This window comes from Allobosea sp. WAO (assembly GCF_001509835.1).
Taxonomy (GTDB): Bacteria; Pseudomonadota; Alphaproteobacteria; order Rhizobiales; family Beijerinckiaceae; genus Allobosea.
On sequence record NZ_JXTJ01000003.1, the window covers coordinates 93,306 to 113,140 of the forward strand.

Genomic DNA, 19,835 nt, shown 5'->3' on the forward strand with positions numbered 1-19,835 from the left:
AAGCCCATGCCATGACCTCGCTTTCCCGTCCCGTTCCGCGCCCCGGCGTCCTCGACATCGAGGCCTATGTTCCCGGCAAGTCCTCGGCCCCGGCGGGCGTCAAGCTGCACAAGCTCTCCTCCAACGAAACCCCGCTCGGAGCGAGCCCGAAGGCGGTCGCCGCCTATGGCGCGCTCGCCGGCAAGCTCGAGCTCTATCCCGACGGCTCGGCGACGAAGCTGCGCGAGGCGATCGCCGGCCGTTACGGGCTCGATGCCGGCCGCATCGTCTGCGGCACCGGCTCGGACGAGCTCCTGCAGCTGATCACCAAGGTCTATCTCGGCGAAGGCGACGAGGGCATCTTCACCGAGCACGGCTTTCTCGTTTACAAGATCGCCATCCTCGCTGCGGGCGGCACGCCGGTCGTCGTGCCCGAGAAGGATCTGAAGACGGATGTCGACGCGATCCTGAAGGCGGTGACGCCGAAGACGAAGATCGTCTTCCTCGCCAACCCCAATAATCCGACCGGCACCTATCTGCCCTTCGACGAGGTCAAGCGCCTGCATGCCGGCCTGCCGCGGCATGTGCTGCTGGTGTTGGATGCGGCCTATGCCGAATATGTCCGCCGCAACGACTACGCCTCCGGCCTCGAACTGGTCGCCGAGAGCGAGAACGTCGTGATGACGCGCACCTTCTCGAAGATCTATGGCCTCGCCAATCTACGTCTCGGCTGGCTCTACGGGCCGGCCGAGGTCGTCGACGCGCTCAACCGCACCCGCGGCCCGTTCAACGTCAACGGCGCGGCCATCGAGGCCGGCACCGCCGCGATCGCCGACGATGCCCACATCGCCTCGGCGATCGAGCACAACGACAAATGGCTGGCCTGGACCACGGCCGAGCTCGAGAAGCTCGGCCTTACCGTGACGCCCTCGGTCGCCAATTTCATCCTGATCCACTTCCCGGCTGCCGCCGGCAGGACGGCGAAGGAGGCCGACGCCTTCCTGACCCAGCGTGGCCTGATCCTGCGTTCGGTCGCCTCCTATGGCCTGCCCGATGCGCTGCGCATGACCATCGGCGGCGAGGAGGCGAACCGCCTCGTTGTCTCGGCCCTGACCGAGTTCCTGGGCAAGGCCGCGTGAGCGCGGCCGAAACCTTCGCGCCGCGCCGCGACGAGCCGCTCTTCGGGCGGCTCGCCATCATCGGCATCGGCCTGATCGGCTCCTCGATCGCGCATGCGGCCAAGGAATTGAACCTCGCCGGCCATATCGTGCTGAGCGACCGCGACGCCGATGTCCGGCGCCGCGCTCGCGAACTCGATCTCGGCCACGAGGTGGCGGAGAGCGCGGTTGATGCCGCACGTGGCGCCGATCATGTCGTGCTCTGCGTGCCGGTCGGCGCCTGCGGCGCGGTGGCGGCGCAGATCGCCGGCGTTCTGAAGCCCGGCGCGATCCTTTCGGATGTCGGCTCGGTCAAGCATGCGGTGGTTGAGGCGGTCAGCCCGCATCTGCCCGAGGGCGTGCATTTCGTCCCGGCCCATCCGGTTGCCGGCACCGAGAATTCCGGCCCCGATGCCGGCTTCCCCAGCCTCTTCCTCAACCGCTGGTGCATCCTGACGCCGCCGCCCGGCACCGATGAGGCAGCGATCGCCCGCACCCGTCAGTTCTGGGAAGGCATGGCGGCGATCGTCGAGGTGATGGGCTCGCAGCACCATGACCTTGTCCTCGCCATCACCAGCCATCTGCCGCACCTGATCGCCTACAACATCGTCGGCACCGCCGAGGATCTGGCGGCGGTGACGCAGTCGGAGGTAATCAAGTTCTCGGCCGGCGGCTTCCGCGACTTCACGCGTATTGCCGCCTCCGATCCGACCATGTGGCGCGACGTCTTCCTCGCCAACAAGGAGGCGGTGCTGGAGATGCTCGGCCGCTTCAACGAGGACCTCGCGCTGCTCACCCGCGCCATCCGCTATGGCGACGGCGATACGCTGCACAAGCACTTCACCCGCACGAGAGCCATCCGCCGCGGCATCGTCGCGCTCGGCCAGGAGAAGGCCGAGACGGAGAAGCTCAAGAAGGGCTGAAGGTACGGCGCTCCCGCGGTTCCGGGAATTTCGCCCTCAAGGCTGAATCCCTGTGCCTTGTGGCGCTTGTCCGCCTTGTCAAAAGGGGGGCGGGCTGGTACAGCCCCACCCGTCGCCGCAATAGCTCAGCTGGTAGAGCACCTCATTCGTAATGAGGGGGTCGGGGGTTCGAATCCCTCTTGCGGCACCATCCAACCCTTTCAGGTTGTTGATCTCCCTGCTTCGTCGACCTTGCTGGGCCGATTCGTTCGTCGGTAGGCCGGCGTTTGCCGCCCTGGAAGGGCACGTCGCCTTTTTCCAAGCCCCTTCGGATAAGCTATACTTGGCCCGAGCAGCCTTCATCGCCACAAGGCGGGGAAGGGGTGCTCGATTGTCTCCCAAAGGGGAGGACGCCATGGGACGCAAGTTCATCGATTGCCGTGCATTCCCGAGCGAGATGAAGTGCTCGATCGCGATCAGCGCCGATTCTGAAACGGAGTTGCTGGAGGCTGCCGTCCAGCATGCCATCGCCGTGCATGGCCACAAGGACAGCCCGGAACTGAGGGGGCAGCTCAGGGGCATCATCAAGGATGGCATGCCGCCTGCGACGATGCCGGGGCGCGCCGCCTGAGTCCGGAGCCCTGAGAGCCTTCGCCCTCCGGGCCTCCAAACATAACTCGCTCCACGCTATCGCCGCGCCGGGCGCCGTCGTCCGGTGAACGCGCGCTTGTGCCTAGGATCGCAGGTGCCGGGGAAACCCGCGCGCCTGCGTCGCGGTTGCCAGGGCGCGTGAGCCGCCGAATACTGTGCCTCCCGGCCAAGCATGGAGGCGCACGCGATGACGCTGTCGATCAAGACCGAGAATTCCCTGCTCAAACAGGACGAGATCGCCTTCGTCGCAGGGACGCATTACCCGGCCATCGTCGATGCCGACGACAAGGCGCTGGCCGAGATGCGCAAACGAATCCGCGACCTGCAGGAGAAGGAGCGCACCTTCGTCCGGCAGATGCGCCGTAGCATCCGCGGCAAGGCCGATGCGCGTGGCGCGAGCTTTCCAGGTGAGGTGGAGCGTCCGTCCCGCCGCAAGCAGGTCTGGGCGCAGGCCGCCAAGCGGCTCAACCGCGAGACGGCGCGCCGCCGGGCGATCGCCGCCCATGAGGAGATGAAGGAGGCTGCCCGCAGGGCGCTGGCGCTCAAGGCCGGCAGCAAGGCCAAGGCCCGGCCGGCCGACAAGACCGCGGGCGACGGCATGATCGCGATCGAGAGCCGCAAGCGTCGCTTCAGCGTCAACCGGGCCAAGGTCGGCAGCGTCTCGCAGGCCGGCAAGCGCGCTCAGGCCAGGCGGGACGCAAAGGGCGCGTAGGCGCCATCAGGGCAGGGCGGCGCCGCGTTCGACTGGCGCCGCTCAGTTTCTCACTGCGCCGCGCTGACGGCCGCCGCGACGGCAAAGCCGCAGACGATCATTGCCGCCATCCTGTAGGAATGCCGCCGCAGCCTTGCCGGCAGGCTTGCGCCGAGCAGCGTCCAGCCGAAGCCGGCGGCAATCGAGAGCGCGACGAAGGCCAGCAGTCCGAGCGCCGGCTGCCCCGGCAGCAGGGCCGGGATCGAGAGCGTCCCGACAAGCATGGCCTTCGGGTTGAGGAGGGTGGTGACGAGTACTCGGGCAAAGGCGCCGGAGCGCGCGGGCAGGTCGGGAACGACCGGCAGCGACCAGAGCTTGCGGGCGGAGAGCAGCAGCCAGCAGGCAGCAATCGCCTTCATCGCCGGCAGTGCCTGGGGCACATCCTTGAGCAGGTTCGCGACCGAGAGAAAAAGGCCAATGGCGAGCGCATAGCCCAGCGCTTCAGCCAGCGGCAGCAGCCTGGCCTGCCGCAGGCCCATTGCAGCGCCGGACGCGGCCAAAATCGTGTTGGTCGGACCCGGCGTTAGCAGGATCGCAGCGGATGTCAGCAGGAAGGTCGCGATCTGCAAGGGGCGCCTCGGGGTAGCGGTCGCAATCTGCTACCCCGAGGCCGCCGCCGGCACATTGACTTGCCGCAAGGCGGCTTGGCTTCCCTTCGGAAATCACCGCGAGGACCCGGCCGTCGGTATGTGGGCGGCCGGGCCAGTCGTTCAGTCCTTGGCCGCCATCGCGACTTGCGCCGGTTCCGGCTTCGGCTTCTGCTCGGGCTTCGGCTCCTTGGAAGCGAACAGCTTCATGACGACGACGAAGAAGGCCGGCACGAAGAAGATCGCGAGCACGGTCGCCGAGATCATGCCGCCGAGCACGCCGGTGCCGATCGCGTTCTGGCTCGCCGCGCTGGCGCCGGACGCGATCGCCAGCGGGACGACGCCGAGCGTGAAGGCGAGCGAGGTCATCAGGATCGGCCGGAAGCGCAGATGCGCCGCCTCGACCGTGGCTTCGAGCAGCGGCTTGCCTTCAGCGTGCAGGTCCTTGGCGAACTCGATGATCAGGATCGCGTTCTTGGCCGACAGCCCGATGATCGCGATCAGCCCGACGAGGAAGTAGACGTCGTTGGGCATGCCGCGCAGCGTCACCGCCGCGACCGAGCCGATCACGCCGAGTGGCACGACCAGCATCACCGAAAGCGGGATCGACCAGCTCTCATACAGCGCCGCCAGCAGCAGGAAGACCAGGAGGATGCTGAGCCCGATCAGCAGTGGCGCCTGAGAGCCCGACTGGATCTCCTGCAGCGACTGCCCGCTCCACTCGTAGCCGAAGCCGGGCGGGAGCTCGCGCGCCAGCCGTTCCATTTCGGCGATGGCGGCGCCCGAGGAATAGCCCGGGGCAGCCTGGCCACTGATGCGCACGGCCGGATAGCCGTTATAGCCGACCACCTGCGAAGGGCCCTTCGACCATTCGATGGTGGCGAAGGACGAGAACGGCACCATGCCGCCATGGGCGTTGCGGACGTTCAGCCGCAGCAGGTCCGCGGTCTGCATGCGCTGGCTCTCATCGGCCTGGACCGTCACCCGCTGCATGCGGCCGGCATTGGGGAAGTCGTTGACATAGGACGAGCCGAGATTTGCCGAGATCGTCGCGTTGATGTCGGCGAAGGCGACGCCGAAGGTGTTCGCCTTCTCGCGGTCGATGACCAGGATGACCTGGGCAGCGTCGGCGAGCCCTTCGACGCGCAGACCGGCCAGAACCGAGCTCTGTGCGGCAGCCGCGAGGAGTTGCGTGCGTGCCGCCGCGAGTGCCTCCTGGCCCATGCCCGCCCGGTCCTGCAGGCGGAAGGTGAAGCCGCTGGAGTTGCCCAGGCCCTGGATCGGCGGCGGCGACAAGGCGAAGGTCTGCGCATCCTTGATCTGGAACATCTTGCCGTTCAACCGGGCCGAGATCGCGTCGGCGGAATCATTCGCCCCACGTACGCTCCAGTCCTTCAGCGTGATGAAGGCGAGCGCCGCGTTCTCACCGGCGCCGCCGAAGCTGTAGCCGGAGATGCCGACCATGCGGTCGACCGCCGGCTCGGCGAGCGCGATCTTCTCGATCTGCTTGAGCACGTCGAGCGTGCGGTTGGCGCTGGCTTCGGGCGGGGCTTGGATGTCGACGATCAGGTAGCCCTGGTCCTCGTTCGGCAGGAAGGCCGAGGGCAGGCGCATGAAGCTCCAGCCGAGGCCGACGAGCAGCGCCAGATAGACCACCATGTAGCGGCCGGGCCGATGTGTGATCTTGCCGACGATGCCGCCATAGCCGCGCGACAGCTTGTCGAAATTGCGGTTGAACCAGCCGAAGAAGCCCTTCTTCTCCTCGTGATGGCCTTTCGCGATCGGCTTCAGGAAGGTGGCGCAGAGCGCCGGCGTCAGCGTCAGCGCGAGGAAGCCGGAGAACAGGATCGAAACGACCATGGTCAGGCTGAACTGCTGGTAGATGATGCCGACCGCGCCGGGGAAGAACGCCATCGGCACGAACACCGCCGTCAGCACCAGGGTGATGCCGATGATCGCGCCGGTGATCTGCGTCATCGCCTTGCGGGTGGCTTCCTTCGGCGAAAGCCCTTCCTCGGCCATGATGCGCTCGACGTTCTCGACCACGACGATGGCGTCGTCGACCAGGATGCCGATCGCCAGCACCATCGCGAACATGGTCAGGACGTTGATCGAGAAACCGGCCGCGAACATGATGGCGCAGGTGCCGAGCAGCGCGACGGGAACGACCAGCGTCGGAATTACCGTGTAGCGGAAGTTCTGCAGGAACAGGAACATCACCACGAAGACCAGCGCCATCGCCTCGAGCAGGGTGTGGATCACCTTCTCGATCGAAACCTCGACGAAGGGCGAGGTGTCGTAGGGAATGTCGTGTTTCAGGCCGGCCGGGAAGAAGCGCGCGAGCTCATCCATCTTGGCCCGAACCGCCTGCGATGTCGCGAGCGCATTGCCGGTCGGCGAGAGCTGGACGCCGATCGCGGCGCTCGGCTGGCCGTTCAGGCGGGTCGAGAAGTTGTAGGATTCACCGCCGACCTCGATCCGGGCGACATCGCGCAGGCGGACGGAGGAGCCATCGGTGTTGGCGCGCAGCACGATCGCGCCGAACTGCTCGGGCGAGGTCAGCTGCCCCTTGACCAGCACGGTCGCGGAGAGCTGCTGGTTGATCGGATTCGGCTGGGCGCCGATGCGGCCGGCTGCGACCTGCGCGTTCTGGGCTCGCACGGAGGCGATGACGTCGGCCGTGGTCAGGCCGAGACCGAGCATCTTCTCCGGGTCCATCCAGATGCGCATCGAGCGCTGGGTGGCGAAGAGCTGGGCGCTGCCGACACCCGCGACACGGCGGATCTCGCCCAGCACGTTGCGGCTGAGATAATCGCCGAGGCCGACCGCATCGACCTTGCCGTCGGCCGAGGTCAGCGTCACCAGCATCAGGAAGCCGGTACCGGCGGGCTCGACGCGCATGCCCTGCTGCACCACGGTCTGCGGCAGGCGCGGCTCGACGCGGCTGATCCGGTTCTGGACCTCGACCTGTGCCTCGCCGATCTTCGTGCCGGGCGCGAAGGTGACGGTCAGGTTGATCCGGCCGTTCGCCTCCGAGGTCGACTCGAAATAGAGCAGGCCGGGAACGCCGTTGAGCTCCTCTTCCACCGGGCGCGTGACGCTCTGGTAGATGTCTTCCGGCGAGGCGCCGGGATAGTTCGTGCTGATCGTGATCTGCGGCGGTGCGACATTCGGATACTGCGCGATCGGCAGCATCGGAATGGTGATGACGCCGGCGAGCATGATGAAGATCGCGACGACCCAGGCGAAGATCGGGCGGTCGATGAAGAAACTCGGCATGATGCTCAGCCCTGCTTTTCGGTGGCGGCGGCAGGGTCGGCGGCAGCCGGCTTCCATGGCGTGCCGGTGAACTTGGCGCCGGGGCGGATCTTCTGGAAGCCCTCGGCCACCACCTCTTCGCCGGCCTTCAGGCCGTCATCGATCACCTGGCGGTTGTCGAGCGTGCGCCCCGTCCTGACCGGACGAAGCTCCAGCGTGCCGTCAGCCTTCAGGACATAGAGCTGCGCCTGGCCGCCGCCATCGCGCTGGATCGCCTGCAGCGGCACGGCGAGCGCGTTGCTCTGCGCGCCCTGCTCGAGGACGACGCGGACATACATGCCCGGCAGCAGATCGCCGTCGGGGTTGGGGAACTGGCCGCGCAGCGTCACCTGTCCGGTGGTCACGTCGACGGTGGCTTCGGAGAACAGCAACTGGCCGCGGTGCTTGTAGGTGGCACCGTTGTCGAAGAGCAGCTGGACATTGGCGGCGCCCGGATTGGGGCCGGTCAGCGCGCCGAGCTTGAGCGCCTGCCGCAGGGCGAGCAACTCGCCGGCCGACTGGGTGAAGTCGGCATAGACCGGGTCGAGCTGCTGGATCGTCGCCAGGATGTCGGCGGCGCCGGTGCCGACAAGGGCGCCTTCGGTGATCAAAGCGCGCCCGATCCGACCGCTGATCGGCGCCCGCACCTCGGAATACTGCAGATCGAGCTGAGCTGCGTCGAGGCCGGCGCGGGCGGCGGCGACATCGGCCTCGGCCTGGGCCAGTTGCGCGACCGCCGTCTCCTGCTGCTGGGTGCTGGCGACCTTGCGATCGAGCAGCTCGACGATCCGGTCAGAGTGCTGGCGGGCCTGAAGCTGGCTCGCCTCGGCGCGCTTCAGCGCCGCTTCGGCGCTGGCGACCCGCACACGGAACGGCGCCGGGTCGATCCGGTAGAGCACATCGCCCTGCTTGACCATGGTGCCCTGCTGGAAGACGCGCTCGACGACGATGCCGGAAACGCGTGGGCGCACTTCGGCGATCCGCGTCGGCGCGATTCGGCCCGGCAGGTTGTTGGTGACCGGCAGGGTCTCCGGCTCGACCGTGATGGTGCCGATAGCGACCGGCGGACGCTGGGCGCCAGCGCCCTGCGCCGGCTTCTTTTCTTCGGAGCAGGCGGCGGTGAGCAGGAGCGCGCCGAGCAGGAGGCCGCGGCCAAGGTGCGAGATCTGGAAGGTCATGCGGAGGATCCGTAGGGGGACGGTTCGGATGAGTAAGGGCGAAGGTCGGGCCTGCTGCGGCAAGGCCGTCTGCTAGCGAGCCGGCGAGGTCGGAGATTGGTCCACCAGCCAGCCGATGTCGGCGACGAGGCGCTCGCGCTCGTCGGCGGACCAGCAATGCAGCTCGAACCATTCCATCATCATCAGCCCTTGGGCGGCGAGGAAGGCGAGCATGGCTCCGCGCGGATGGGTGGACTGGCTGGCGATCTCGGCGACCTGTACGCGGTTGATCTGCTGGATCGGTTCGCGCAACCCGGCATCCTGGGCCAGCGCCGCGCAGAGGTTGAACGCCACGGCGCGCTCCTCGTCGGAACGAGGCCGGGAGGCGGCAGCGAGCCGGCCGCGGATCAGCGCGTCGGGCTCACCGGCCAGCGCATCGACGAAGGTCTGGATGTAGTCCGTCTCGACGGCGACGCGCCGCTCGATCACCGCGCGGATCAGGGCGCGCTTGGTCTTGTAGTCGTAGAGCACGCTGGCCTTGCTGATCCCGGCTTCGGCCGCGACAGCTTCCAGCGTCAGATGCGCGGCGCCGTCCCGGCTCACCACCTTTTCGGCGGCGTCGAGAACGGCTTCCCGGTCGATGGTGCGATGGCGGCCCATATACCCTCATTGAAAATATCCGACCGGTTGGATATAAATAATATTGCGATATGTCAAACCGGCCGAGTCGGATCGGCGTCATCGTCGCCGATTGCGGCAGGGAAGAGGCCGCGCCGGAAAAGTCGCGCGAGAAAGGCAGGGATCTTGCGGTCAGGATGTTTCCACGATGCCGAGAACGACATCCTCCTCATCGAGAAGGAGGGCGTGCTGACTGTCACGCAGAATGGCCGGTCATATCTCGCCCTGCGCTGGAAAATGACCGAGGAGGTCGCGGCCGTGGTCCAGACCGCCATCCGTTTTGGCCTGTCGAAGCTCTGGCAGGACGGCCACCCCAAGGGCCGGCAGAGCTCTCACATCAGCTTTTCTTGCAGCCACGAACCGGCCTCATGGGTCTTCGCCCTCGGGCTGGAGGCCTGTCCGCCGCGGCTGCAGAAGATCACCTTCAACAAGCGCTTCCTGCCGATTTTCGAAGCCAGTCATATCGAGTGGACACGTCAGAAGAGCGGCGGGCATATTTTCGTCCCGCCCGGCAGTCTTGCCGAGGTGCTGGGCATTCTTCGCGCGCGTGTGACGCGTTCGGTGGTTCCGGAGTAGGCACAAACCCCTTCGTGACGGCTGGTCAGGAGGTGTAGGACGGCTTGTCATTCGCATGTCGCGTCATGCTGGCCGCCATGGCGGGGTTGTAGCCGGGCAGTACGCGCGCATCGATCAGCACCGGACGACCCTGCCGGGCGAGTAGCGCGGCGTCCCGCACGGCCCGCGTCAGCGCTGCCGTCGTCGTCACCGGGCCGATGCCTTCCAGGCCCTGGGCGCGCGCCATTGCGGCGATGTCGATGTCGGGCTCTGCGATGCGCTGGCCGATCCATTTGTTCTCGACTGGACGCTGGCGCTGCTTGGCGACGCGCTCCTGATGGATCTCGTCATTGAAGAAGGAGCGGTTGTTCGAGACGATTGCCATGAAGGGCAATTGGTAGTGTGCGGCGGTCCAGAGTGCGGAGACGCCCATCAGCGTGTCGCCGTCGCCGAGCACCGCGACAGGAAGCCGGCCGGTATCCTTCAGTGCCAGCGCCGCGCCGACCAGCATGCCGGGACCGGCTGCGATGCCGCCGCCGCCATCGATGCCGAGATAGTCGAGCGGATGCCGGAAATGCCAGGATTCGCCGGCCCAGCCGAGCGGCAGCCGGACCAGCGAGATCACCTCGTCGCGCAGCGCCTCGCCCATCGCGGCGGCGAGGCTGACGACGTCGAGTGGCCGGTCCTCCTCCACCTGCAAGGCGGGGAGGGCGGGCAGCTCGCCGGGTGCCTTGCCGGCGTCGATGCCGAGCGCATCGGCGATGAGATGCAGGGCCGCGTCCGGCGGGCAGGCGAGGTGGAGATCGGCGGGAGCGAGCGCCTGATGGTCCATGCTCCAGCCATTATGGAGCTGATGGTCGGGCGAGATGTTGACGATCCTCGCTGCCGGCAGGCCGCCCGCCTGCTTCAGCATGCCGCCGAGATCGACGCAATCGAGCGCCAGGATGACATCGGCGGCGCGGATCGCCGCACTGGCGGCTTCGTCGAGGAAGAAGCCGGGCTTGGTGACATGGAGCGGATGGTTGGTCGGGAAGCTCGCGCCGGTCTTGATGTCGGTCAGGACCCTCGCACCGAGATGCTCGGCGAGCGCGACACGCCTTGCCCAGTCGGTCGGGTTGCGCGACATCCGGCCCATGAGCAGGAGTGGCATCCTTGCCGCGGCGAGCCAGTCGGCCGCGGTCCCGATATCGGCAGCGGCCGGAACCGGGGCCGAGGCGACGGCGTAGCGATTCGGATCGGGCAGGGTCGGCATCTCGTCGAGCGCTTGCTCCTGCATCGAGACGTCGAGGCAGACATAGGTCGGCCCGCAGGGCGCCGTGCGGGTGAGGTTGGCCGCCCTGGTCAGCGCCTCGATCGCGGCGGGAACGGAGACCGGCTGGTCGTCCCATTTCACGTAAGGGCGGATCAGCGCGCCCTGGTCCTTGGCTGTGTGCAGCCAATCGATCCACGGGCGGCGCTGGGCAGCGTCGACCGGGCCAGTCGCACCGAGGATCAGCATCGGCACCCGGTCACACCAGGCATTGTAGATCGCCATCGTGCCGTGCATCAGCCCGACATTGCTGTGCAGGATCACGCCCATCGGCCGCTCGGTCACCTTGGCATAGCCATGGGCGAGCGCGACCGCGTGCTCCTCATGCAGGCAGAGCAGCATTTGCGGCGCCTGGTTGCCGGTGTGGTTGACCAGGCTGTCATGCAGGCCGCGGAAGCTGGAGCCCGGATTGAGCGCGACATAGGGGATGTCGAGCGCCCGCAGCATCTGCGCGACGACGTCGCTGCCCCAGACGCCATTGTCGGCGGAGGGCAGGGGCTGGTCGATGCCGGCGAGCTTGCCCCCGGCCTTGCCGATGTCGATCATGAATACGTCTCCGCAGGCATTGGTGGGGGCGTTCAGGCGCCGAGCCGCGCCTTCCAGAAATCCCAGAGCCGAGTCTGCACCAGAGGTCCGAGATTGAGGCTGGCAGCGAGCTCGATTTCCCTTGGCGTGAGGGGCGAGACCTCGCCGAGCATCGCCGACTGGAACTGCAGTTCGGCGTTCTGCTTCAGATGGACCGAGCGGAACACCATCTCCTTGACCGAGCGGCCGAGATTGCAGGCGCCATGGCGGCGCAGCAGGACACTCCAATGTGGACCGCAGGCCCGCGCCAGGGAATCCGCCTGCGCCATGTTCTCGACCAGGAGGTTGGTGTCGCCGAACTCGTCGCGGCTGTCCCAGAACGGCACTTCGGCACCGATCACCGCGCCGATATGGAAGACCGGCACGACCGGCATCCCGGTCTGGCAGTACGGCATCACCGAAGCGGCATGGTGGTGGCTGACTGCCATCACATCGGGCCGCGCCTTGTAGAAGGCGGCGTGGATGACGCGCTCGACATAGAGCCCCACCGAAAGCGGCGCCTCGGGTTCGCCATTCAGGTCGAGTTCGACGATGTCGGCGGCGGTGACGAGGGCCGGGCTGCGCGATCGTGAGATCAGGAAGCGCTCGGGTCGTTCAGGATGGCGGGCGCTGACATGGCCGAAGCCGTCGAGCACCTCCTCATTGGCGAGAATCCGGTTGGCGTCGACGATGTCCTGGATGGTCTGGGCGACGGCGTCTGACATCGGCCCTCAACCTTTCGCCTGCTTCAGGCTGATGTGGATGTTCTTTTCCTGAGTGAAGGCGATCAGCTCGCCCAGGCATTCCTCGCGGCCGATGCCGGATTGCTTCCAGCCGCCGAAGGGCGCGCCGAGGAAATGCTTCGAGACCTCGTTGATCCAGACATAACCGGCCTCGACCTCCATGGCGGTGCGATGCGCCTTGCCGAGATCATGGGTCCAGATCGAGCAGGTCAGGCCGTATTCGACGCTGTTGACCTCCGCCAGCATCGCCGCCTCGTCGCGCCAGCGCGCCACGGCCAGCACCGGTCCGAAGATCTCTTCGCGGGCGATCTGCATGGCGGGCGTGACATCGGCGAAGACGGTCGGCTCGACATAGAATCCGCGGGCGAGTTCCGGTGCGTCCGGTACCTTGCCGCCGGTGACGAGCCGGGCGCCTTCGGCCTTCGCCGAGGCGATGAAGCCGAGGATGCGCTCATGCTGGCTGGCGCTGACGATTGCACCCATGGTTGTCGAAGGCTCGGTCGGAATGCCCGGCACGAAACGGGCGACCTTGGCCGGAACCCGCGCCAGCACCGCCTCGTAGATCTCGTCGTGCAGGAAGGCGCGGCTGGTCGAGCCGCAGGACTGGCCGCACCAGGTGAAGTTCATGCCGCTGACGATGGCATCGGCGACGGCATCGGGGTCGGCATCGGCGAAGGCGATCAGCGCGTTCTTGCCGCCGAGCTCGAGCAGCACCGGCTTGATTGTCTCGCTCGCCGCCCGCATCACGGCGCGGCCGGCCGGCACGCTGCCGATCAGCGCGATCTTGGCGATGCCGGGATGGCAGGCCAGAGCCGCGCCGGCCTCGCGCCCGCTCGGCAGCACACTCAAGACGCCGGGCGGCAGCAGGCCTTCGAGCAGTTCGGCGAGCCGCAACGACGAAAGCGGTGCCTGCTCCGGCGGCTTGACGATCACCGTGTTGCCGGCTGCCAGCGGCGCCGCGATCTTGCCGGCGCAGAACATGAAGGGGTGGTTGAAGGCGAGGATGCGCGCGACCACGCCGAGCGGCTGGCGCAGGCTCAGATTCAGCGCGTCCGGCCCCATCGGGATGGTGTCGCCCTTCATCTCGGTGACGAGGCCGCCGAAGAAGTCGAGCTGCGCAGCGGCGATCTTGGCGTCTCCCAGCATTTCGGTGACCGGGTTGCCGCAGTTCTGCGCGTCGAGTGCGGCGAGCTCGCGCGCGTTCCTGCGGACGATCTCGGCCATTTCCTTGAGGATCCGGCCGCGTTCGAGCGGGAGGGCGCGGCGCCAGTCTCTGAAGGCGGCGCTGGCGGCCGCGACCGCGGCGTCGACATCCGCGGCGCCGGCTTCCGCCACCTCGCAGATCGGCTCGTTCACGCCGGGATCGAGCGTCCAGGCATAGCGGCCGGACGCCGGATGATGCCAGCCGCCGCCATAATGGAGGCTGCGGCCGGCCGGGGCGGGCTTGTCGAGCATCGGCGTTTCCATGCGTTAGGCTTGCTGCGCTGCTTGGTCGGGACACTCGCCCGGCCGCGCCTCGCATTCCAAGACTTTCGCAATTGGGCACCGATACGGGAAACTGGATGGCGAGGTCGAGCAGACATCCTCAGCCTTCACCCTGAGGAGCCGCAAAGCGGCATCTCGAAGGATGGTTCGGTCGGGCGCTGGAGCATTCTTCGAGGCGCGGGCTGAAGCCCGCTCCTCTGGATGAGGGGTCGCAGGGAACGCCTCAGCGCCGCCCGGCGCCTGCCATTTCTGCCTCCGTCTCGTCCTGCTCCAAGCCTTCCAGAACCGCGATCTCCTCGTTGGAGGCGCCGAGCTTCCGCCAATCCTCGCTCTTGGGCACGATGCCCTGATAGGAGGAAAGCCTCGCCTGCGGGATGTGCGGCTCGATCCGGCCGATCGCCTCGCCGCCGGCCGCGAGCTTGCGCGCCGCGTCGATCATCACCCGCCGGAACTGCACGATCGCGATGTCGCTGGCGCCGAGGCGTTCGCTGGTGCGGTCGGCGATCGGCCCCATCGATTCCCACATCATGATGTCCTGGTTGGGGATGCCGGGCACGCCCGTGAAGTCGCCGAGCTTCATCGCCTTGCGGTCCTGGAGATAGTCGTTCTCCTTGCTGCGCAGCATCTTGCGGTAGTTCTTGTCGAGATCGATGCCGACCTGCGCGACGCAGAACTTGCGCCAGGCTTCCTGGTCGATGCAGTCGTCATTGCCCCAGGCGATGAAGTGGAAATAGCTGGAGACGTCGTCCTTGGGCACGATCACCGTCGCGACATTATAGGACGAGTTCGGCGGGATCAGCGCCGTATAGGGCGCGACGAAGACGGTCAGCCGGATGTAGTCATGCGTCTGCGCATTGGTGATCGGTCGGCGGATCGCCGCATAGCGGAAGCCGTAATTGGTCAGCTGGACCTGGATGCGGGGGTTCTTGTCGGTCGAGGGCCGCGTCCAGTGCGTCGCATTGGCCCCAGCCGAGGTTACGCGCGCCGGCTTCATGTCGGAGGAGTGCAGGCTCGACGAGTGCGCCGAGTCGATCTGCCCTTCCATGATCTGCGCCCAGTTCACCGGCAGGTCGATCTTTACGATCGAGACCTTGGCCTGTGGCGTCGGCGCCCAGGCCGGCGCCTCGAAGTCCGGCTTCAGTTCGGGCGGGCCCATATAGACCCAGATGAAGCCGCCGGCCTCCTCCACCGGATAGGCCTTGTGCTTGACCTTCTCGGCAAAGCCGCTCTCCGGCGGCTCGGAGACCATCTCCAGGACGTTGCCGTCCACGTCGAACTTCCAGCCGTGGTAGAGGCAGCGCAGCCCGCATTCCTCGTTGCGGCCGAAGAACAGCGAGGCCTTGCGATGCGGGCAGTACTCGCCGAGCACGCCGATCCGCCCATCCGTGTCGCGGAAGGCCACGAGGTCTTCGCCGAACAGCCGCACCCGGACCGGCGCGCCATCGCTCTCGACGAGTTGCTCGGAGAGCAGCGCCGGCGTCCAGTGCCGCCGCATCAACTGCCCCATCGGCGCATCGCCCTCGACGCGGGTCAGGATCTCGTTCTCCTCATGCGTCAGCATGGCGGCCTCCCCGGAGCTTGCCCCGGTACTAGCCAGAGGCAAATTACTTAGTTATCTAAGTCTTAGATTAGTCGGGTTCAAAACGCTTGTCGAGAGAGGCAGGCGCGGGGCGCTGGGCAAGGCGGTGCGCATGGCTGACGGAAGCGGGGCGATCACCCTCAGGATCGCCGAGAAGACGATGATCGCCGAGGATATCTGCCTGTTCGAACTGCGGGCCGGCGATGGCTCGGATCTGCCGGCCTTCACAGCCGGGGCGCATCTTTCCGTCACCGTCCCCAATGGCGAGATCCGCAAATACTCGCTCTGCAACGATCCGGCCGAGAGCGATCGCTATGTCATCGCGGTCAAGAAGGAGGTCGGCGGCCGCGGCGGCTCGGTCTGCCTGATCGAGAAGGCGCAGCAAGGCGACGCGATTTCAGTCGGCACGCCGCGCAATGATTTTGCGCTGAAGTCCGGCCCGGCCAGCTACATCTTCATCGCCGGCGGCATCGGCATCACCCCGATCCGCGCCATGATCAAGCACCTCACGGCGACCCGGGCGAAGCCCTTCAAGCTCTACTACTTCACCCGTTCGCCCGAATTGATGGCCTTCCGCGAGGAGTTCTCCGCCCCGGAGTTCCGCGGCAAGGTGGTGATCCACCATGACGGCGGCGATCCCGACAGGGCCTATGATCTCTGGCCGGTGTTGGAGGAGCCGAAGGGCGCCCATCTCTATTGCTGCGGACCGCGCGGCCTGATGGAGGCGGTGCGCGACATGACCGGGCACTGGTCGTCTTCCGCCGTGCATTTTGAGGATTTCGGCGCCGCCAGGGCAAGACCGGAAGACAACAGGCCTTTCACGGTCAGGCTGGAGAAGAGCGGCGGCAGCGTCGTGGTGCCGGCCGACAAGTCGATCCTCGAGGCGTTGCGCGAGGCCGGCAAGGTCCTGCCCAGCTCCTGCGAGAGCGGCACTTGCGGCACCTGCCGGACGCGGCTGATCGCCGGCGAGCCCGACCATCGCGATCTCGCTCTGTCAGAGCACGAGCGCGCCCGCAACATCATGATCTGCGTCTCGCGGGCGAAGTCGTCCGAGCTGGTGCTGGACCTCTAGAGGAGCCGCCGATGAGCGACCCCCTGCGCCTCGGCGTCCTCGGCCTCGGGCGTGCCTTCATGCTGATGCTGCCGACCCTGTCGCAGCATCCCCTCTGTCGGCTGGTCGCCGCTGCCGATCCGCGGCCTGAGGCGCGGGCGCAGTTCGAGGCGGATTTCTCGCGGCCCGGCGCGCCCGCAAAGGCTTATGCCGAGATCGAGGCGCTCTGCGCCGACCCGCAAGTCGAGGCGCTCTACATCGCGACGCCACACCAGTTCCATGTCGAGCATGTCGAACTCGCCGCCTGTCACGGCAAGCACGTCCTGGTCGAGAAGCCGATGGCGCTCACCATCGCGGATTGCCAGGCGATGATCGCGGCGGCGAAGCAGGCCGGCGTCCATCTCATGGTCGGCCACAGCCACTCCTTCGACACGCCCTATCTCCATGCTGCGGCGCTGATCCGCTCCGGCCGCTTCGGCGCCGCCCGGATGATCTCGGCGCTGAACTACACCGATTTCCTCTATCGCCCGCGCCGGCCGGAGGAACTCGACACCGCCCAGGGCGGGGGCGTCGTCTTCAGCCAAGGCGCCCATCAGGTCGATGTCGCCCGCCTGCTCGCCGGCGGCAAGGTCGAGAGCGTGCGGGCGATCACCGGGCGCTGGGATGCCTGCCGGCCGGCCGAGGGTGCCTATCAGGCGCTGCTCACCTTTGAAGGCGGTGCCAGCGCCAGCCTGACCTATTCCGGCTATGGCCGCTATGACAGCGACGAGCAGTTCGGCTGGCTCGGCGAGCTCGGCCAGCAGCGCGACCCCGACAATTACGGCGCGGCCCGACGCGGCCTCGCCAGGGTCGCGACGCCGGAAGAGGAGGCGGCCCTCAAGAACACCCGCACCTACGGCGTCGCCAAGAGTTCGGTCGCTGCCGCGCCCGTCGCCCACAACCATTTCGGTCAGGTCGTGATCTCCTGCGAGCGGGCCGATCTGCGCCCGCTTGCAGACGGCGTCATGGTCTATGCCGATGCCGAGCGCTGGTTCGAGCCGCTGCCGGCGCCCGCGGTGCCGCGAGCCGAGGTGATCGACGAGATGTTCGCAGCCATTCGCGACGGTGTGGCGCCGCTGCACTCCGGCGAATGGGGCATGGCGACGCTGGAGATCTGCCTCGCGATCCTTGAATCAGCCGAAAGCGGGCGCGAGGTCCGGCCGCAGCATCAGGTCGGGGTGGGCTGACCTACCAATCCTCATCCTGAGGAGCGGGTGTCAGCCCGCGTCTCGAAGGATGGTCCAGCCACCGCGGGAACCTCCTGAGGCATCCTTCGAGACGCCGCTTCGCGGCTCCTCAGGATGAGGGTGGAGTCATCGGGGGAAGGGCAGCGTCACCGCCGGTTCGGCGGCTCGATCGGCGGCGGATTGTTCGCGGCGGCGGAGAGGATCGCGATCATGTCCTGCTCGGCGGCGGCGGCGCTCTTGTAGCGTGGGGCGGTCGTCACCAGTGGCCGCTCGGCATCGGCCGGGTAGTGGATCGCGATGGCATAGCGGCCGGTCTGCGGATCCTCGAAGGGCTCGATGCGCAGCAGCATGGCAGGGGTCTCCGATCTCGACTGTCGTCATTGAACCCGCCGGGGCGCCGCAGTCCAAGACAAAGACGCATTCGCAGCGAGGCCTTTTCGCACTGGCGGCGCGTTGCCGCCGCCGCCCGCACGCCCTATCCCTGGAGGCAAGGGATAGATCAGGGCGGGAAGCGCATGGCGGGTGAGACCAGCATCGGCACTTTCGACTATGTCATCATCGGCGCCGGCTCGGCCGGCTGCGTGCTGGCGAACCGGCTCTCGGCCGACCGCCGCAAGAATGTCCTGATCCTCGAGGCCGGCGGCAAGGACGACTGGGTCTGGTTCCACATCCCGGTCGGCTATCTCTACGCCATCGGCAATCCCCGGGCCGACTGGCTGTTCCAGACCGAGCCGCAGCCCGGCCTCGGCGGCCGCTCGCTCGCTTATCCGCGCGGCAAGGTCGTCGGCGGCTGCTCGGCGATCAACGCGATGATCTACATGCGCGGCCAGTCGGCCGATTACGATGGCTGGCGCCAGCTCGGCCTCGAAGGCTGGGGCTGGGACGACGTCCTGCCGCTGTTCCTCAAGCAGGAGGACCATATCGCGCCGGCCAACGCCTTCCATCGCTCGGGCGGCGAATGGCGCGTCGAGCATCCGCGCGTGCGCTGGGACATCCTCGACGCGGTTCGCGACGCGGCCGAGTCGGCGGGCATTCGCAAGATCGACGACTTCAACACCGGCGACAACGAGGGCTCCTCCTATTTCCAGGTGAACCAGAAGCGCGGCCGGCGCTGGAGCGCGGCCCGCGGCTTTCTCGAGCCGGCGCTCGACCGCGAAAACCTCCGCGTCGAGCTCGGCGTCACCGTCGAGCGCATCATCGTCGAGGACGGCAGGGTGACCGGCGTCGTGATCAGCGATGCCGATGAGAGCTTCATCGCCCATGTCTCCGGCGAGGTCATCCTCAGTGCCGGTGCGGTGGGCTCGCCCGCCATCCTCGAGCGCTCGGGCATCGGCGATGGCGCGCGCCTGCAGAGCCTCGGCATCGAGACGGTCCAGCACGCGCCCGGCGTCGGCGAGAACCTGCAGGACCATCTGCAACTGCGGCCGATCTACAAGGTGGAGGGCGTGCGCACGCTGAACACCGAATATGCCAAGCTCTGGCGCCGGCCGCTGATGGCGCTCGAATATGCCGCGCGTCGTACCGGCCCGCTGACCATGGCGCCCTCGCAGATGGGGGCCTTCGCCCGCTCGGACCCGCATTACGCCACGCCCAATCTCCAGTTCCACTTCCAGCCGCTCTCGCTCGACAAATGGGGCGATGGCCTGCACCCGTTCGGCGCGTTCACCGCCAGCGTCTGCAATCTTCGACCCACGAGCCGCGGCAGCGTCCATCTCAAGACCCCGGACCCGAAGGCGGCGCCGGCCATCTCGCCGAACTATCTGGCGACGCAGGAGGACCGGCAGGTCGCGGTCGACGCGCTGAAGCTGGCGCGCCGCATCGTCGCGCAGCCGCCTCTCGCCCGCTTCCGGCCGCAGGAGTACCTGCCCGGCCCCGGCTGTGACACCGACGAGGCGATCGCCGAGGCGGCCGCCCGCATCGGCACGACGATCTTCCATCCCGCGGGCACGGTGAAGATGGGCCGCGACGATGATCCGATGGCGGTGCTCGACCAGCGCCTGCGGGTGCGCGGCGTCAAAGGCCTGCGCGTCATCGACGCCTCCGTGATGCCGGCGATCACCTCCGGCAACACCGCCGCGCCGACGATGATGATCGCCGAGAAGGGCGCGCAGATGATCCGCGAGGATGCCAAGGCGGCGGGAGCTTAGCGACGTCTGGATCGGGC

General features: G+C 67.4%; 17 protein-coding genes and 1 tRNA gene. 9 read left to right on the plus strand and 9 right to left on the minus strand.

The genetic code is table 11. The annotated features are described in order from the left end of the window. Nucleotides 1–11: 11 nt before the first annotated feature. The 5 genes from DK26_RS02055 to DK26_RS02075 all read left to right on the plus strand — a co-directional run bounded on the left by DK26_RS02055 (nt 12) and on the right by DK26_RS02075 (nt 3,401). The gene (locus DK26_RS02055; RefSeq protein ID WP_066467815.1) at nt 12–1,118 is read left to right on the plus strand and encodes a histidinol-phosphate transaminase; all 1,107 of its coding nucleotides are present in this window, start codon (nt 12–14) and stop codon (nt 1,116–1,118) included. Next, nucleotides 1,115–2,059: a prephenate/arogenate dehydrogenase family protein gene (locus tag DK26_RS02060; RefSeq protein WP_066467817.1), complete on the plus strand. Its 945-nt coding sequence runs from the start codon at nt 1,115–1,117 to the stop codon at nt 2,057–2,059. Before DK26_RS02055 ends, DK26_RS02060 begins: the two co-directional genes overlap by 4 nt. Nucleotides 2,060–2,173: 114 nt before the next feature. Further along, nucleotides 2,174–2,249 (plus strand) — tRNA-Thr (locus tag DK26_RS02065). Between the two features lie 204 nt (nt 2,250–2,453). After that, the gene (locus DK26_RS02070; RefSeq protein ID WP_066467820.1) at nt 2,454–2,669 is read left to right on the plus strand and encodes a DUF1059 domain-containing protein; all 216 of its coding nucleotides are present in this window, start codon (nt 2,454–2,456) and stop codon (nt 2,667–2,669) included. Between the two features lie 207 nt (nt 2,670–2,876). After that, nucleotides 2,877–3,401, plus strand: coding sequence for a hypothetical protein (locus DK26_RS02075; protein WP_066467821.1), 525 nt, complete (start codon nt 2,877–2,879; stop codon nt 3,399–3,401). Between the two features lie 50 nt (nt 3,402–3,451). Here the strand turns inward: DK26_RS02075 and DK26_RS02080 are convergent, their stop codons facing one another. The 4 genes from DK26_RS02080 to DK26_RS02095 all read right to left on the minus strand — a co-directional run bounded on the left by DK26_RS02080 (nt 3,452) and on the right by DK26_RS02095 (nt 9,141). Next, nucleotides 3,452–4,009, minus strand: coding sequence for a LysE family transporter (locus DK26_RS02080; RefSeq protein WP_066467823.1), 558 nt, complete (start codon nt 4,007–4,009; stop codon nt 3,452–3,454). Between the two features lie 141 nt (nt 4,010–4,150). Further along, nucleotides 4,151–7,306: an efflux RND transporter permease subunit gene (locus DK26_RS02085; RefSeq protein WP_066467825.1), complete on the minus strand. Its 3,156-nt coding sequence runs from the start codon at nt 7,304–7,306 to the stop codon at nt 4,151–4,153. Nucleotides 7,307–7,311: 5 nt separating this feature from the next. Beyond that, nucleotides 7,312–8,502 (minus strand): efflux RND transporter periplasmic adaptor subunit, encoded by a 1,191-nt coding sequence (locus DK26_RS02090; RefSeq protein WP_066467827.1) that lies wholly within the window; start codon nt 8,500–8,502, stop codon nt 7,312–7,314. Nucleotides 8,503–8,574: 72 nt separating this feature from the next. Beyond that, complete coding sequence (locus DK26_RS02095) at nt 8,575–9,141, minus strand: TetR/AcrR family transcriptional regulator (RefSeq protein WP_066467829.1); 567 nt, start codon at nt 9,139–9,141, stop codon at nt 8,575–8,577. 204 nt (nt 9,142–9,345) lie between these two features. Between DK26_RS02095 and DK26_RS02100 the strand changes: the two genes are divergently transcribed. Then, complete coding sequence (locus tag DK26_RS02100; RefSeq protein WP_157089472.1) at nt 9,346–9,735, plus strand: hypothetical protein; 390 nt, start codon at nt 9,346–9,348, stop codon at nt 9,733–9,735. A 25-nt stretch (nt 9,736–9,760) separates the two neighbouring features. Here DK26_RS02100 and DK26_RS02105 read toward each other — a convergent pair whose 3' ends face one another. From DK26_RS02105 to DK26_RS02120, 4 genes are all read right to left on the minus strand, one after another. After that, nucleotides 9,761–11,569, minus strand: coding sequence for a thiamine pyrophosphate-binding protein (locus tag DK26_RS02105; protein ID WP_066467831.1), 1,809 nt, complete (start codon nt 11,567–11,569; stop codon nt 9,761–9,763). A gap of 32 nt (nt 11,570–11,601) precedes the next feature. Further along, nucleotides 11,602–12,312, minus strand: a complete 711-nt coding sequence (locus DK26_RS02110) for a class II aldolase/adducin family protein (RefSeq protein ID WP_066467832.1) — start codon at nt 12,310–12,312, stop codon at nt 11,602–11,604. A gap of 6 nt (nt 12,313–12,318) precedes the next feature. Further along, the gene (locus DK26_RS02115) at nt 12,319–13,785 is read right to left on the minus strand and encodes an aldehyde dehydrogenase family protein (RefSeq protein ID WP_157089473.1); all 1,467 of its coding nucleotides are present in this window, start codon (nt 13,783–13,785) and stop codon (nt 12,319–12,321) included. A 253-nt stretch (nt 13,786–14,038) separates the two neighbouring features. Then, nucleotides 14,039–15,376: a Rieske 2Fe-2S domain-containing protein gene (locus DK26_RS02120; RefSeq protein WP_066467837.1), complete on the minus strand. Its 1,338-nt coding sequence runs from the start codon at nt 15,374–15,376 to the stop codon at nt 14,039–14,041. Nucleotides 15,377–15,506: 130 nt separating this feature from the next. On the opposite strand from DK26_RS02120, the gene DK26_RS02125 reads away from it, so the two are divergent. Both DK26_RS02125 and DK26_RS02130 read left to right on the plus strand, forming a co-directional pair. Continuing rightward, nucleotides 15,507–16,466, plus strand: a complete 960-nt coding sequence (locus DK26_RS02125; protein ID WP_066467839.1) for a PDR/VanB family oxidoreductase — start codon at nt 15,507–15,509, stop codon at nt 16,464–16,466. Between the two features lie 11 nt (nt 16,467–16,477). Next, nucleotides 16,478–17,671: a Gfo/Idh/MocA family oxidoreductase gene (locus DK26_RS02130; protein ID WP_066467843.1), complete on the plus strand. Its 1,194-nt coding sequence runs from the start codon at nt 16,478–16,480 to the stop codon at nt 17,669–17,671. Between the two features lie 146 nt (nt 17,672–17,817). Here DK26_RS02130 and DK26_RS02135 read toward each other — a convergent pair whose 3' ends face one another. Further along, nucleotides 17,818–18,021, minus strand: a complete 204-nt coding sequence (locus tag DK26_RS02135; protein WP_066467844.1) for a hypothetical protein — start codon at nt 18,019–18,021, stop codon at nt 17,818–17,820. Nucleotides 18,022–18,186: 165 nt separating this feature from the next. On the opposite strand from DK26_RS02135, the gene DK26_RS02140 reads away from it, so the two are divergent. Beyond that, a complete protein-coding gene (locus DK26_RS02140) occupies nt 18,187–19,818 on the plus strand; it encodes a GMC family oxidoreductase N-terminal domain-containing protein (RefSeq protein ID WP_066467845.1) in 1,632 nt (543 codons plus the stop codon). Nucleotides 19,819–19,835 lie beyond the last annotated feature (17 nt).